Origin of the sequence: Clostridium beijerinckii (assembly GCA_003129525.1) — a bacterium.
GTDB classification, from domain to species: domain Bacteria; phylum Bacillota; class Clostridia; order Clostridiales; family Clostridiaceae; genus Clostridium; species Clostridium beijerinckii_D.
Genome location: CP029329.1, coordinates 1,147,501 through 1,162,285, shown reverse-complemented (window position 1 = coordinate 1,162,285; position 14,785 = coordinate 1,147,501). Strand labels below are relative to the sequence as shown.

Below are 14,785 nucleotides of genomic sequence, written 5' to 3'. Positions count from 1 at the left end.
CAATTATTACAGAAACTATTTATAACAAATACATTGGAGTTAATAACTATGATAACTAAAAATTATATTAATAATATTACAAGTCTATGAACAAATATGCATCGTACTACTATTGAGTGTAATTTAACTAAATCATTGTACAATTCGTATTCTCAAAATTAATTTGAATATATAATATTAAGTTCTAACTTAAGGTACTTGAAATAAAATAATAAGTGAAGAATTTAGTATATATTTTATTTATTATTTTTTCAATGTGTCATAATAACTACATGATATTATTTCTTAATTGTGTTGATAGCTTATAAAGATTATATTATAATATTAATTATAAAATAATAATTATTACTTAAGGAGGTATATTTATGATAAAAGTATATACTACTAATACTTGTCCTTGGTGCGTTAAGGTAAAAAACTATCTTAAATCAGAAAATATTGAATTTCAAGAATTAAATGTTCAAGATGATATGGAAGCTAGAGAAGAAATGATAAAAAAATCAAATCAAATGGGTGTTCCAGTATTAGATATTAATAATAACATTATCATAGGATTTGATAAACCAGCTATTTTAAATGCTTTAGGCAAATAATTAAGAGGCGAAATTTCGCCTCTTAACTTTTATATATTTAATATCATATTTATTATTATATCAAATTACTGACTTGCTATAAATATTTACTTAATTGGCGTCAAATTTTCTTTTTCAATATATTTTTCTGCATTCAAAAGTGCAACCGTGCCATCTGCAACAGCAGTTGTTATTTGTCTATATTTTTTCTGTCTAACATCCCCAGCTGCATACACACCTTTAATATTTGTTTGCATATCTTCATCTGCGATTATATATCCTTGCTCATTTAATTTCAAATAATCTTTTATCAAATCAGTTCTAGGCTTAGTTCCTATACATCCAAAAACAGCATCCATCTTTAATGTACTAATTTCTTGAGTCTTTGTATTCTTAATCATTACTGATTCTAAAAAACTATTACCTTTAGCTTCTACTAAATCTTGATTTAGCAATACTTCTATTTTAGGATTATTAAAGACTTCATCTATTAATGCCTGTTCCCCTTTAAAGTAATCATATCTTCTTATTAAATAAACTTTTTCAGCGAATCTAGTTAAAAATATAGCCTCTTCTAATGCTGAATTTCCCCCACCTACAACTGCTATATCTTTCCCTTGGTACATTGCTCCATCACAAATAGCACAATAATGAATTCCCTTTCCTGAAAATTGACTTTCTTGTGGAATTGGTATTTTTTTAGGTGCTGCTCCTGTCGCAATTATTATAGTTTTAGTGTCATATATATATGTTTCAGTTTCAATTATTTTTTTATCATCTGAAATATCTATATCTTGAATAGAATCAAATTCATCAATTTTAGCACCAAGTGCTTCTGCCTGTGCTTGAAATATATCTGCTAATTCTCCACCGTCTATAGACTTAAATCCAGGATAATTTTCTATAGTATAACTATTTCTAACTTGTCCTCCTACAATTTCATTTTCTAATAATAATGTATTTAATTTAGCTCTACCTGCATACATAGCTGCTGTAAGTCCAGCTGGACCTCCACCAATTATAATTAAATCTAATTCTTTTTTTTCTTTACTCATACCAATTTTCTCCTACTCTAAATATTTCTTAATTTTATCGCAAATATGTCCTTTATTAGATTATTTTATATTTACCAAAATAGACTACTTCAAAATGCAAATATTTTATATTTCTGAAATAGTCCATTAATCTTTAAATTATTCTTTAACTGATTTACTGAAAACAAGCTTATTTTCTAATTCATTAACTTTTACCTTATCTCCAATTCGTATATTTCCTTGCAAAATTTCTTCACTTAGTCGATCTTCTACTTCTTTTATAATAAGCCTTCTTAGTGGTCTTGCTCCATAATCAAGGTCAATTCCTTTGTTTAATAAAAATCTTTTACTATCATCTTCAAAACTTAGATAAATATTTCTGCCCTCAAGTCTTTTTCTTATAGATGCAAGCATCAGATCCATTATTTTATCTAAATCTTCCTCACTTAATTTATGGAATATTATTGTATCGTCAATCCTATTTAGAAATTCTGGTTTGAACTTTTGTTTTAATTCTTCTAATATACTTTCCTTCATCTTTTCGTATTCAGTTTCATCATTATCACTAGTATTATTAAATCCTATACTCTTTTGCTTTCTGATTTGATGAGCCCCCACATTTGAAGTCATTATAATTATTGTATTTTTAAAATTGACTACCTTTCCTTTGCCATCTGTAAGTCTTCCATCTTCCATAATTTGAAGCAATATATTAAATATATCAGGGTGAGCTTTTTCAATTTCATCTAAAAGAATTATTGAATATGGTTTCCTTCTAACAGCTTCTGTAAGTTGACCACCATCATCATATCCTACATATCCTGGTGGAGATCCTATTAATTTAGATACAGAATGACTTTCCATATATTCTGACATATCAACTCTTATAATGTTGTTTTCATCGCCAAACATAGCTTCTGCAATAGCCTTAGAAAGCTCAGTTTTTCCAACTCCAGTTGGTCCTAAAAATATAAAACTCCCAATTGGTCTATTAGGATCTTTAATTCCAACTCTTGCTCTTCTTACAGCTCTAGCTATAGATTTTACAGCCTCATTTTGTCCAACAACTCTTTTATGCAATATGTTTTCTAAATCTAATAATCGCTCACTTTCTACTTGAGTTAACTTCTCTATTGGAATCTTTGTCCATGATGATACTACACTAGCTATTTTTTCCGCATCTACAATCAATGTCCTAAGTGAATTTTGAGTATCCCAATTCTTCTTCATACTTTTTAATTGCTCTTTTAATGTTCTTTCTTTATCCCTTAAACTTGCAGCTCTTTCAAAATCTTGAACTCTTATAGCGTCTTCCTTTTCTTTATCTATATTTTCAATTTTTCCTTCTAAGTCTTTTAAATCTGGTGGCGCCGTTAAATTCTGTATTCTTACCTTTGCAGCCCCCTCATCTATCAAATCAATAGCTTTATCTGGCATAAATCTATCTGTTATATATCTGTCTGATAAATTTACTGCCGCTTCTAACGCCTCATCTGTAATTTCAACTCTATGGTGTGCTTCATATTTATCTCTTAAACCTTTTAAAATCTCTAAAGTTTCTTCTTTCGAAGGTTCCCCTACAGTTATAGGTTGAAATCTTCTCTCTAATGCAGAATCTTTTTCAATATATTTTCTATATTCATCAATAGTTGTTGCTCCAATGCATTGAATTTCTCCTCTAGCTAAAGATGGTTTTAATATATTGGATGCATCAATAGCTCCTTCTGCTCCTCCAGCTCCAATTATTGTATGAATTTCATCTATAAATATAATAATATTCTTATCTCTAACAATTTCCTCCATTGTTTTTTTTAGTCTCTCTTCAAATTCACCTCTATACTTAGCTCCTGCAACCATAGATGTTAAATCTAAAGAAATAACCCTTTTATTTTTGAGTATCTCTGGAATATTCCCTTCAACTATCCTTTGCGCTAATCCCTCAACTACTGCTGTTTTACCAACACCAGGCTCACCAATTAAACACGGATTATTTTTAATTCTTCTACAAAGAATTTCTAGTAATCTTTGAGTCTCTGCATCCCTTCCTATTACAGGGTCTAATCCCTTTTCATTAGATAATGCTGTTAAATCTCTACCATATTTATCAAGCATAGGAGTACTTTGTTTTTTACTGCTCTCTATTGTTTTTCCATCGCTAACCTTATCTTCATGAGTTCCTGATAAAAATATAAGCAACTCATCACTTACTATAGTAAAATTAAGATTCAAGCTCTTTAAAATAGTATATGCCATTCCTTCTTCTTGATTAAGTAGTGCTAACAAAATATGTTCTGGACTAACATATTTATGATTTAATTTTTTAGCTTCTGCAAAACTTTCATCAACTAATCTTTTAGTTCTAGGCGTTAATAATATATTATCATCTGACTTCTTGATATCACCATAGCCTAAATATCTTTGTATCATTGTTATAATATTTTCACTAACAACTCCATGTTTTTTTAATAATTCAGCTGAATATCCATCTTCTTTTAAAATACCCAATAATATATGCTCTGTTCCAACATATCCATGCTTAAACCTTTCAGATTCGTTTTCAGCTTCTAAGATTACTACTTGCGCCCGTTCTGTTAATTTATTATATTCCATATGCCTCAGACCTCCTATCCCTTCTTCATTTCAATATTTCCTTTACAAGCTTTGCTCTTTCATACTTAATCTCTTTATCATCTAAATATCTTCCCAAATAATCTTGAAGTGATGAATTGCTTGTAAGTATAAGTAATTTATCCAATTTATTTTTATCAATATCTATAAGTGAAAGTTCAGCTCCTAATCTAATATTAGACAGCAAATCAATAGTTTCCTTTGAATCTAGAAGAATTGCACATTTTAATATCCCATATGCTCTATAAACCTTATCGTCTAATTCATATCTACATTTGCTAAGTAATATTTCTCTAAATTTATTTTCTTCTGCTATTATATTGAAAATCGCCTCTTTTAAATTAATTATAATGTCTTCTTCTGTTAGCCCTAATGATATTTTATTAGTTATTCTATATAAATTTCCATAAACATTTGTGCCTTCTAAATACACTCCTTTTATGCTCATTCCCATTTTGCTAAGATTCTTTGAAATATTTTTAATTTCCTCACTCATGGTAAGTGCAGGTAAATGTATTATTACTGATGCTTTCATTCCTGTTCCAATGTGTTCTGGCGATGTTGTTAGATACCCTAATTTTTCATCAAATGCATAATCAAAGTTCTTTTCTATTTTATCATCAATACTTGTTGCTTTCTCAAACGCTTCTTCTAAATTTAATCCATCACTTATATATTGAATTCTTACATGATCTTTTTCATTTATCATAATACTAATAGTTTCTTCTTTATTTAATATAAATGATCCTTTATCAGAATTTTTAATAAGTTCTTCGCTTATTAAATCTTTTTCTAAATATTGTTTACCAAACTCTTCCTTTTTATTCCAAATTTCATATAATGTAAGTTCTTCATCAATTATTTCATTTTTAAGTACACTATATATTCTTTTGCCATTGTCTCTACCTTTAATATAATTTAATTTATTAGGGAAAGGCAAATTGCTAAAATTTCTAGCCAATAATATTTTGCTACTTAATACTATACCTTTTTCTCTTTCTTTGTTAGTTAAGCTGTCCATCCCAATTCGCCCCCTTTACACTTACTATTTCCTTAACATTACTGTTTAATATATAAAGTTCCAATTTTTTAATTTCATCTCTCACAATTGCTGCTCTTTCATATTCTTCAGTCACAATCAATTTTTGCATTTCTTCTTTTAAATTTTTAAGTTTTCGTCTTCGAACTAATTCTTTTCCCTTCATATTAGGTATTTTACCTATATGCTTTACTCCTGCTTGTAAACTTTTTATTCTGGGTTCAAGTACAACCCTAAATTCTTCATAGCACTCAGCGCACCCTAACTTTCCTGTTTTTTTAAATTCTTCATAAGTTAATCCACAATTTGAACATACAATCTCGTTTATTTTATTATTATCTATATTAACTTTATTACTATCTGCATTAGATAATATTTCTGTAAGCATCCCTTGAAATGGGAAATTTGCATTTTGACTAATCGAACTGAAAAATGGAATGCTAGATATATCTTTTGCACAATTTTCACATAACCAAATCTCATGTTTTTGTCCACTTACTACTGTAATTAAATTTATTTTCGCCTCATTTTTTTTACATTTTTCGCATAGCATATATATATCCCCACCTTTAAGATAAAATTATCATAATCATTCCCTTTAAAATATCAGCTCTTACTTTATTTTTATTGTCTGTTCCAGTTAAACTTCTATCATTAATTGCTATTCTCATTATTTCACATTCCCTTTCTTTAATAACTCCAGACTCTAATAAATCTTTGAGTAAGGCATCTGCATTATGATATGTCATCGCATCTCCAATACTTTGGTTTATTAATTCTTCTCTTTTATTAGAACTATCATATTCTAATTGCTTAATAGCTATATGTCCTCCGCCACCTCTTTTGCTTTCAATTAAGTATCCTCTTTCATAAGTAAATCTAGTTGTTAATACATAATTTATTTGAGATGGTGCACATCTAAATTGATCTGCTAATTCATTTCTTTGTATAAATATTACGTTATCTATATTTTCATTGAACAATTGTTTTATAAAAGCTTCTATTATATCTGAAAGTCTTGCCATAATATCACCTACTTAAACTTTAATCAAAATATTTGTTCTTGACTTACTTTGACTTTAGATTATTATACTATAATCTTTTTATTTTTTAAAGTATCAATATAAATTTATGATTATTTATAATTTTATATGTTAATAATATATGATGACATTTAAATTTAATTCATGGAGGTTTTTTATGCAAATAACTTGGTACGGGCATTCCTGTTTTCTTATAAAGACATCCATTGGCAAAAGGATTTTAATTGATCCTTTTGATAATAACCTCGGATATAACAACAATTTTCCTAAATGTGATTTAATAACTACCAGTCACGATCATTTTGATAATTCATATTTAGATAATTCTAATAATACAACTAAAGTAATTAATAGAATTGGAACCTTTGATATGGAATTTTTAAAAATAGAAGGCCTTAATTCATTTCAGGATAAATGTAATGGTCTTAAGAGAGGACCTAATATTATTTATATCTTTAGGGATGATACATATTCTCTATGTCATTTAGGAAATTTAGGTCATATTCCTTGTTCATTAGTATTAGAAAGATTGAAAAATATTGATATTTTACTTATCCCTATTGGTGGACACTTTACTTTGAATGGATTTGAAGCCGCAAAACTTTGCAAATTGATTTCTCCTAAATATATAATCCCTATGCAATATAAAACTAACAAAACCTCTTTATACTTAGATGATCTCAAAAACTTCATTATATCTATGAAGCATATAGTAAAAATTAATTCGAATATATTAGATACTTCAGATTTAGACTTTAATTATAAATCCAAGTGTATATTATTAACTCTACCTTACAATTAATGCAATATTACAAAAAACTTATTTAATAAATTAACTTCTTATATTAAAATATTTTATACTTTTATATAATCAAAAAAAGACCGTCTTAAAGACGATCTCTCTTTTTATTACTCTTGGTTTGGAGCTCCTACTGGGCAAACATTAGCACAGCTTCCGCAATCGATACAAGTATCTGCATCAATAACGAATTGAGTATCTCCTTGAGTTATAGCACTAACTGGACATTCTCCAGCACATGCTCCACAACTAACGCATGAATCATTAATAACAAATGCCATTTTTAGAACACCTCCTAATAAATTGTAGTAATTAACCTCTTACATTTTAACATGTATTCTGATGTTTTAAAAGCATTTTATACCTTAGGCTACTTATTTTTTAATATTAATGCATATAGTTTAAAATTAAATAACTATATATCCTAAATCTTCTATAGAATTAATAACCTTTTGAATATTTAAAAATGTTTCATTATATATTAATGTTATTTCTTTCTTAGTTAATGATATTTCACTAGCTATTATTCCAGAATTATTAGCAACAATTTCTCTAATTATTTTAGTATCCTTATGAGATTCCATATTACAAATCTTAATAACAGATTTCATAGAAATTCCTCCTATTTCTCCTTAATAAGATTTTTTATTAATTTTTTATCTTCCTCTGATTCAGCTATTATTTTAATATTACTTTCTTCAATTGTATCTTCATATTTTCCTGAAATAAGTTCTATATCTGTTATTTTAAATTCTTGAACAACTTCTTCGTCACCTCTTTTAACTCTAACTTTGACGATTTCTTTAACTATTGAATTACCAACAACTTCTCCGTTTCCTTCTTCAGTTTTAACAATAGACCCTACCTTAGGTAATCTCTTTCTTATATCTTCATATGTACTCTGTTCATAGTTTAAACAGCACATTAATCTTCCACATATTCCAGATATTTTAGTTGGATTTAATGAAAGATTTTGTTCCTTTGCCATCTTTATGGATACTGGTGCAAAATCCCCTAAAAATGTAGAACAACACATAGACCTTCCACATGGTCCGAGACCTCCAACCATCTTAGTCTCATCCCGTACTCCTATTTGTCTTAATTCTATTCTGGTCTTAAATATAGTGGCTAAATCCTTAACCAGCTCTCTAAAATCTACTCTACCATCTGATGTAAAATAGAATATAACTTTATGATTATCAAATGTATATTCTACATCTATTAATTTCATATCAATCTGATGTTCTTTAATTTTCTCTAAACATATATCTAATGCTTCTTTTTCTTTATCTTTATTTTCCTTATGCTTATTAATGTCCCTTTCATCAGCAATTCTAATAACACACTTTAATGGTGATACTATTTCCTCTTCTTTTATTTCTTTAATTCCTATAACGCATTCGCCAAATTCTATACCTCTAGCTGTTTCTACTATTACATAGTTTCCTTTTTTAATAGGAAATTCAGCTGGGCTAAAATAATAAATCTTCCCTGCTTGTTTGAATCTTACGCCTATAACATTTATCATTAATTATACCTCCGCAAATCCCATAAGTAAAACACTTATGGTCATTGAATAGTTTGTATTACTATTTAAATTTATTCTAGCTTCTGTTATGTATTCTAACATACTATTTAACTTTTTATAAGATATTCCTCTTGAAATATCCTTTATTTTATATACTTTATCAAAATTAACAATAAGCTCGCTATTATTAAGTTCCTTAAAAATCATAATATCTCTTATATATGCCAAAAGTATATTCAACAATTCAATTTTATCCTCTTTTAAATTCTTTAATAGCTCTCCATATTTTAATACGAGCCCCTGTTCTCTTTTTAAAATATCTTCGAATAATTCTATACATATATCTCTTAACTTTTTTAAATTCTGATCTCCTATAAACCTATCTACTTTTCCTGGTATTCCTGCACTATATGCTAACGCAGCTTTTTCATTTTCCGAAGTCAAATCATTATGTTTCTCCTTAATATAAATTAAAATCTCTTCTTTTGTTAATGGAGTTAATTTATATATTTGACAACGAGATTTTATAGTGTCTAAAATTGTTTCTAAAGAGTCACTCAATAATATTAAATATACTCCCTTGGGAGGTTCTTCAATAGTTTTGAGTAATGCATTTTGAGCCTGAGTTGTTAATTTATCACATTTGTATAATATCAATACTTTTTTGTCACCCTCATAAGGTTTTTTACTAACCTCATTTATAACATTTCTAACGTCATCAACTCCAAAAGAACTAGAGGATGGATAATATTTTACAATATCAACACTCTCTGAATTATCTTTTACTTTTATAATGTTATTTGACATATACTTAGCTATTATGCTCTTTCCAATACCGTCATTTCCAACGATTAAATTAGCATGAGAAAATGAGTCATTTAATTTCCTTTTATTTATACTATCAATAATACTTTTATGTCCAATTATTTTTCTCAATGCTCATATCTCCTTGAAATCATATTTTCACAAATTGATCTACATCAATTACAAATATAGTAGCCCCTCCTAAATTAATTTGTACAGGATATTGCTGCATATATCCACCTTCACTACCTCCTAAAGTAGTTGGTGTAACTAATGTCTCTTTTCTCTTTTTGCATATTTCCTTAATTACATCAATAACAGATTGCACCTTCTCTTCTTCAATACCTACTATTAGTGTCGTGTTTCCAGACTTAAGAAACCCTCCTGTTGTTGCTAATTTTGTAACCCTATAATCTTCTTCTGTTAAAGCTTCTATAACATCTGTTGAATCCTCGTCTTGAACAATTGCAATTATCAACTTCATTATAATTCCCCACCCTTAAATAATATAATTTACTATCATTATTTTACCACAAATAGAACTCTTTTTATCATTTAGTTTATATTTGTCCATATTTTAGGCTTCAATATGTTTTTTATTTGCTCAATTACATTTTCCTTTGATTGTTCTGCATCTATCTTTATGATTCTATCTTTATTATTTTCATATACAATATTATATCCAGATCTAACCTTTTCATGAAAATCTATTTTTTCTAAATCCAATCTATTTATTTCTCTGTGTTCATTACTGTTAATTCTATGCAACCCAATTTTAGGATCAAGATCAAACAATATCGATAAATCAGGCATATATTCTCCAATTGCAAATCTGTTTATGCTCATAACTTCTTCAATACCTAAATTTCTTGCATAACCTTGATATGCAAGGGACGAATCTATAAATCTATCACAAAGAACTATTGAACCTTCTTCTAATGCTGGTATTATTTTTTCTACAAGATGTTGTCTCCTTGCAGCTGCATAAAGCAAAGCTTCTGTTCTACCATCCATAGTCTTATTTTCTTTATTTAATATAACTTGTCTTATTTGTTCCGATATCTTAATTCCGCCAGGTTCTCTGGTCTTTATACACTCAACATTATTTTTTATAATCCAATTATATATTCCATCAATTGCTGTTGTTTTTCCAGTGCCTTCTCCGCCTTCAAAAACTATAAATAAACCTTTTTTCATATAAATACCTCACTCTTAAGAATGTTTAAGTATAAATAATTCACTCTTAAGGCACATGATATAAAATAACAACCCAAAGATACGACGTATATTTTGTGTTAAACAAGGAGGTAATATTAGTTGATAATGAGCTATCTGTTAATATTACGACGTAGTATAACACAAGATAGACTAGTATACTGATTTGTTATTTTTGAATGTGCCTAAGCATGTTGATTAAACAAAATTATTTTAATCTGATCTTTGTAAATATGATAGTCTGGATTGATTATCGTTGTATCCACAATTTTTTCTTCACATGCTTTGCAAATCTTTTCCCCATTCAATATTATACCATCACAATCCCTTGCTCCACATACGAAACATGATTTATTTAAATTTTCCATGTATATTCCCCCTTATATTTGTACTTCTCATATAATCATCTCCACATTAATTACTTTTAATACAAATTATGGATTTTAATAATTTATTTACTACATAGATATTTTTTAAATTGTTGGTAACAATAATAAAGGATGAAACAAATTTCCTCCCATTAATAAATATTTTAACAATAAAAATAATAATGAGAAAGGAGAACTTACTGTAAAACAAAGCAAAACATGTACTATATACAAAATTTAGTAAATTACTTTTGTAAGTTTTGAGTAACAAATTAAATTTATGAAACAAAGAATAACTTCATTTTTATCTACTTGTAGTGATGATATTGAAAGTTTATGTACCTATTTATATGAAAATCCTGAAACAAGTTACAATGAGTTTGAAGCTTGTAAATATATTTGCGATTTACTCCATAAATATGACTTTGAAATTGATAAAAATTTTTTAGATATGGAAAATGCTTTTATAGCTAAGAAGGGAGTAGGTCATCCAAAAATTTGTTACCTTTGTGAATATGATGCAATAAAAGATGAAGGGCATATTACTGGACATAACTTGGTAACTGCTATGTCTGTGTCAGCAGCACTAGCTTTAGGAAATGTTATAGATAAACTTGGAGGATCTGTAATATTAATTGGCTGCCCTGGAGAATACTTGGGTGGAACTAAAGGAACTATGGTTAAACAAGGAGTCTTTGATGATATCGATGTGGTAATGTTGGCTCATCCTGACATTTCTACTTGTGAAAGTGGTTCATCATCGGCAATTATTCCACTAGGCCTTAAATTTAAGAGTGAAAATAAATTAACTTTCTTAAGTAAAAAGGATTATACTTCTCTAGATGCGGTTTTATTAACTATTAATATTTTAAATTCTATAAAAAAAGGTTTCCCAAATAACTTAGAAATAAACTCAATTATATCAAATGGAGGATATACTACATTATTATTACCATCAAATTCTGAAATCAAATTTTGTATCCGTGCATCTGATACAAAAACTGCTAACTATGCTTATGATAAAATAAGAGAAATTGCAAATTATATAACTAAACTACTAGACATACCTAATACCTTCTTCTTATATGAATCTCCAAATAAGGAGTTAATTACAAATCGTACCTTAAATAGGTTGTTTAGTCACAATTTAAAGGAAAATGGAATAATAAATATTAACTCTGCAAAAGATATATATGCAGGCCTAAGCATTGGTGATGTAAGTCATAAAGTTCCATGTATACATCCTTATATATCTATAGTAGACAATACTGATATAAAATATGGAAGTTTAGAATTTGCGAAAGCAACTATATCTCCATTTGCCATTAAACAATGTACTATTGTAGCCGCATCACTTGCATCAACAGCTATTGATTTAATAGAAAATGAGTGTTTGCTTAACGAAGTTAAAGATGAATTTTTTAACACCAGAAATAATTAAGGTAACAAATTTATAATTAACCATTAAGAGTCTATGGAATTTCTTATTTTCATAGGCTTTCATCTTGTCATTAGCCAACCAAAATAACTTAACAAATAAAATTCACATTTATTTTTCCTTTCATAGACTTAATATATTTAATTCTAAAATAATAATTACTATGTTAAAGTAATCACCAATACTTTATGTTTACAAACTACCTTATAATAGTATAATATTAGTTGAACTGTTTAGGAGGTGTTGTAAATTGATTCAAATTTATAAAAGTCAAAGTGAATTCAAGCCAACTTTAAAGGCACTGGATACAATAGAAAATGGATCTTGGATAAATATAGTTGCCCCATCTGATGAAGAATTAATATTAATATCAAAAAAAACTGGAGTTGATCTTGAATTCTTGAAAGCAGCATTAGATGATGAAGAAACTTCACGTATTGATATTGAAGATGATGCATTATTAATTATAGTCGATATTCCTTTTACGGAAATGGAAGATAACTCGTTAACCTATGATACATATCCATTAGCAATAATACATACTAATAAACAATTAATAACTGTCTGTTTAAAAAACAGTAAAATATTGACTGATTTTACTAATGATAAAATTAAATCATTTTACACATTCAAAAAATCAAGATTTACATTGCAAATCTTAAACAGAATATCAACATATTACTTATTATATTTACGACAAATTGATAAAAAAAGTTTAATGATTGAAAAAAGACTTCATAAATCAATGAAAAATAGAGAACTCATTCAATTGCATTCTTTAGAAAAATCTCTTGTCTATTTCTCTACCTCCTTAAAAGCTAATGAAATCACATTGGAGAAAATGTTGAAATTAGAATTAATGCAAAAATACGAAGAAGATAAAGATGTTTTAGAAGATGTTATAATTGAAAATAAGCAGGCCATAGAAATGACTGAAATTTATAGTAACATACTAGCTAGTACAATGGACTTTTTTGCTTCCGTAATATCTAACAATCTAAATATAGTAATGAAGGTTCTTGCATCAGTCACAATACTCATGGCAATACCTACTATTATAGGCGGAATATTTGGCATGAATATAAAATTGCCAATATCTCCAAGTAATGAAAATGGATTTTCAATAGTTATGGGATTAACGGTTGGAATATGTGGTCTCGTGGCCTTTGTATTATATAAAAAAGATATGTTTAAGTAAAATATACCATATAGAGTAGATATCAAAAAAAGTCTACTCTATATGGTATATTTTATATCTTTCAAAGTCCTATATCTTCTTTAATTTTTAGAACCGATATATATCCTATATTTTTTTATTTCATTGTTTATGTATACTTCTGTCACCTTATTGTTTTATCCAACGGTATGAACACAATATACATTTAGTCTTATAAAGACAATAAAAAAACCTTGAAATATAAATTTCAAGGTTCTTTGGAGGCGCCACCCAGATTTGAACTGGGGGTAAAGGTTTTGCAGACCTCTGCCTTACCACTTGGCTATAGCGCCATTTATGGTGGCTCGAACTGGAATCGAACCAGTGACACGAGGATTTTCAGTCCTCTGCTCTACCGACTGAGCTATCGAGCCATCTTACCTCGCAACTTCCTACTCTCCCACACAGTCACCCGTGCAGTACCATCAGCGTAATAGACCTTAACTGTCCTGTTCGGAATGGGAAGGAGTGTTACCTCTATGCCATCATCACGAGATTTGAAAAAACTATGTTCTTTCAAAATTGCATATAGAATTAATGTATATTTTACAACTTGATTATATATTGGTCAAGCCCTCGACCTATTAGTATCAGTCAGCTAAATATGTTACCATACTTACACCTCTGACCTATCAACCTTGTAGTCTTCAAGGGGTCTTACTAGCTTACGCTATGGGAAATCTAATCTTGAGGTTGGCTTCACACTTAGATGCTTTCAGCGTTTATCCATTCCCGACTTAGCTACCCAGCTATGCTTCTGGCGAAACAACTGGTACACCATAGGTCAGTCCATCCCGGTCCTCTCGTACTAAGGACAGCTCCTCTCAAATTTCCTACGCCCGCGACGGATAGGGACCGAACTGTCTCACGACGTTCTGAACCCAGCTCGCGTGCCGCTTTAATGGGCGAACAGCCCAACCCTTGGGACCTACTTCAGCCCCAGGATGCGACGAGCCGACATCGAGGTGCCAAACCTCCCCGTCGATGTGAACTCTTGGGGAGATCAGCCTGTTATCCCCGAGGTAGCTTTTATCCGTTGAGCGATGGCCCTCCCACGAGGTACCACCGGATCACTAAGCCCGACTTTCGTCCCTGCTCCAC

The 14,785-nt window shown here is 29.0% G+C and carries 16 protein-coding genes, 2 tRNA genes and 2 rRNA genes (1 of these 20 cut by a window edge); 4 read left to right on the top strand and 16 right to left on the bottom strand.

From position 1 onward, the window contains the following. Positions 1-365 precede the first annotated feature (365 nt). Positions 366-593, top strand: a complete 228-nt coding sequence (locus DIC82_04930; protein AWK50410.1) for an NrdH-redoxin — start codon at positions 366-368, stop codon at positions 591-593. 86 nt (positions 594-679) lie between these two features. On the opposite strand, the gene trxB is transcribed toward DIC82_04930, so the two are convergent. From trxB to DIC82_04905, 5 genes are all read right to left on the bottom strand, one after another. After that, the gene (gene trxB / locus DIC82_04925; protein AWK50409.1) at positions 680-1,627 is read right to left on the bottom strand and encodes a thioredoxin-disulfide reductase; all 948 of its coding nucleotides are present in this window, start codon (positions 1,625-1,627) and stop codon (positions 680-682) included. 138 nt (positions 1,628-1,765) lie between these two features. After that, positions 1,766-4,216: an ATP-dependent Clp protease ATP-binding subunit ClpC gene (locus DIC82_04920; protein ID AWK50408.1), complete on the bottom strand. Its 2,451-nt coding sequence runs from the start codon at positions 4,214-4,216 to the stop codon at positions 1,766-1,768. 25 nt (positions 4,217-4,241) lie between these two features. Then, positions 4,242-5,255, bottom strand: coding sequence for a protein arginine kinase (locus DIC82_04915; GenBank protein ID AWK50407.1), 1,014 nt, complete (start codon positions 5,253-5,255; stop codon positions 4,242-4,244). Then, positions 5,239-5,826 carry an excinuclease ABC subunit B gene (locus tag DIC82_04910; GenBank protein AWK50406.1) on the bottom strand — a complete coding sequence of 196 codons (588 nt, stop codon included), beginning with the start codon at positions 5,824-5,826 and terminating at the stop codon, positions 5,239-5,241. The genes DIC82_04915 and DIC82_04910 overlap by 17 nt, the downstream gene beginning before the upstream one ends. Positions 5,827-5,842: 16 nt before the next feature. Beyond that, complete coding sequence (locus DIC82_04905; protein AWK50405.1) at positions 5,843-6,298, bottom strand: CtsR family transcriptional regulator; 456 nt, start codon at positions 6,296-6,298, stop codon at positions 5,843-5,845. A gap of 175 nt (positions 6,299-6,473) precedes the next feature. Between DIC82_04905 and DIC82_04900 the strand changes: the two genes are divergently transcribed. After that, on the top strand, positions 6,474-7,118 hold the full coding sequence (locus tag DIC82_04900) for a Zn-dependent hydrolase (GenBank protein ID AWK50404.1): 645 nt from the start codon (positions 6,474-6,476) through the stop codon (positions 7,116-7,118). A 107-nt stretch (positions 7,119-7,225) separates the two neighbouring features. Here DIC82_04900 and DIC82_04895 read toward each other — a convergent pair whose 3' ends face one another. From DIC82_04895 to DIC82_04865, 7 genes are all read right to left on the bottom strand, one after another. After that, positions 7,226-7,396: a ferredoxin gene (locus tag DIC82_04895; protein AWK50403.1), complete on the bottom strand. Its 171-nt coding sequence runs from the start codon at positions 7,394-7,396 to the stop codon at positions 7,226-7,228. Positions 7,397-7,522: 126 nt separating this feature from the next. Next, a complete protein-coding gene (locus DIC82_04890; protein AWK50402.1) occupies positions 7,523-7,726 on the bottom strand; it encodes a ferredoxin in 204 nt (67 codons plus the stop codon). A gap of 11 nt (positions 7,727-7,737) precedes the next feature. Continuing rightward, on the bottom strand, positions 7,738-8,643 hold the full coding sequence (locus DIC82_04885) for a stage 0 sporulation protein (protein ID AWK50401.1): 906 nt from the start codon (positions 8,641-8,643) through the stop codon (positions 7,738-7,740). Positions 8,644-8,646: 3 nt separating this feature from the next. Then, positions 8,647-9,579, bottom strand: a complete 933-nt coding sequence (locus DIC82_04880; protein AWK50400.1) for a DNA polymerase III subunit delta' — start codon at positions 9,577-9,579, stop codon at positions 8,647-8,649. Between the two features lie 19 nt (positions 9,580-9,598). Then, positions 9,599-9,931 carry a hypothetical protein gene (locus tag DIC82_04875; GenBank protein AWK50399.1) on the bottom strand — a complete coding sequence of 111 codons (333 nt, stop codon included), beginning with the start codon at positions 9,929-9,931 and terminating at the stop codon, positions 9,599-9,601. 71 nt (positions 9,932-10,002) lie between these two features. Next, positions 10,003-10,644, bottom strand: coding sequence for a dTMP kinase (locus DIC82_04870; protein AWK50398.1), 642 nt, complete (start codon positions 10,642-10,644; stop codon positions 10,003-10,005). 203 nt (positions 10,645-10,847) lie between these two features. After that, positions 10,848-11,030, bottom strand: a complete 183-nt coding sequence (locus DIC82_04865) for a CsfB protein (protein AWK50397.1) — start codon at positions 11,028-11,030, stop codon at positions 10,848-10,850. A gap of 280 nt (positions 11,031-11,310) precedes the next feature. On the opposite strand from DIC82_04865, the gene DIC82_04860 reads away from it, so the two are divergent. Together DIC82_04860 and DIC82_04855 are read left to right on the top strand one after the other, a co-directional pair. Beyond that, on the top strand, positions 11,311-12,471 hold the full coding sequence (locus tag DIC82_04860) for an amidohydrolase (protein AWK50396.1): 1,161 nt from the start codon (positions 11,311-11,313) through the stop codon (positions 12,469-12,471). 247 nt (positions 12,472-12,718) lie between these two features. Continuing rightward, complete coding sequence (locus tag DIC82_04855) at positions 12,719-13,666, top strand: magnesium transporter (GenBank protein AWK50395.1); 948 nt, start codon at positions 12,719-12,721, stop codon at positions 13,664-13,666. 237 nt (positions 13,667-13,903) lie between these two features. On the opposite strand, the gene DIC82_04850 is transcribed toward DIC82_04855, so the two are convergent. From DIC82_04850 to DIC82_04835, 4 genes are all read right to left on the bottom strand, one after another. Next, positions 13,904-13,977, bottom strand: a tRNA-Cys gene (locus DIC82_04850). A 5-nt stretch (positions 13,978-13,982) separates the two neighbouring features. Beyond that, a tRNA-Phe gene (locus DIC82_04845) sits at positions 13,983-14,058 on the bottom strand. 5 nt (positions 14,059-14,063) lie between these two features. Beyond that, a 5S ribosomal RNA gene (gene rrf, locus DIC82_04840) occupies positions 14,064-14,180 on the bottom strand. Between the two features lie 67 nt (positions 14,181-14,247). Beyond that, a 23S ribosomal RNA gene (locus tag DIC82_04835) occupies positions 14,248-14,785 on the bottom strand; it runs 2,375 nt beyond the window's last position.

Coding starts and splice junctions, on each gene's coding strand:
- DIC82_04930 (AWK50410.1), top strand. CDS start 366: ATGATAAAAGTATATACTACTAATACTTGTCCTTGGTGCGTTAAGGTA.
- trxB (AWK50409.1), bottom strand. CDS start 1,627: ATGAGTAAAGAAAAAAAAGAATTAGATTTAATTATAATTGGTGGAGGT.
- DIC82_04920 (AWK50408.1), bottom strand. CDS start 4,216: ATGGAATATAATAAATTAACAGAACGGGCGCAAGTAGTAATCTTAGAA.
- DIC82_04915 (AWK50407.1), bottom strand. CDS start 5,255: ATGGACAGCTTAACTAACAAAGAAAGAGAAAAAGGTATAGTATTAAGT.
- DIC82_04910 (AWK50406.1), bottom strand. CDS start 5,826: ATGCTATGCGAAAAATGTAAAAAAAATGAGGCGAAAATAAATTTAATT.
- DIC82_04905 (AWK50405.1), bottom strand. CDS start 6,298: ATGGCAAGACTTTCAGATATAATAGAAGCTTTTATAAAACAATTGTTC.
- DIC82_04900 (AWK50404.1), top strand. CDS start 6,474: ATGCAAATAACTTGGTACGGGCATTCCTGTTTTCTTATAAAGACATCC.
- DIC82_04895 (AWK50403.1), bottom strand. CDS start 7,396: ATGGCATTTGTTATTAATGATTCATGCGTTAGTTGTGGAGCATGTGCT.
- DIC82_04890 (AWK50402.1), bottom strand. CDS start 7,726: ATGAAATCTGTTATTAAGATTTGTAATATGGAATCTCATAAGGATACT.
- DIC82_04885 (AWK50401.1), bottom strand. CDS start 8,643: ATGATAAATGTTATAGGCGTAAGATTCAAACAAGCAGGGAAGATTTAT.
- DIC82_04875 (AWK50399.1), bottom strand. CDS start 9,931: ATGAAGTTGATAATTGCAATTGTTCAAGACGAGGATTCAACAGATGTT.
- DIC82_04870 (AWK50398.1), bottom strand. CDS start 10,644: ATGAAAAAAGGTTTATTTATAGTTTTTGAAGGCGGAGAAGGCACTGGA.
- DIC82_04865 (AWK50397.1), bottom strand. CDS start 11,030: ATGGAAAATTTAAATAAATCATGTTTCGTATGTGGAGCAAGGGATTGT.
- DIC82_04860 (AWK50396.1), top strand. CDS start 11,311: ATGAAACAAAGAATAACTTCATTTTTATCTACTTGTAGTGATGATATT.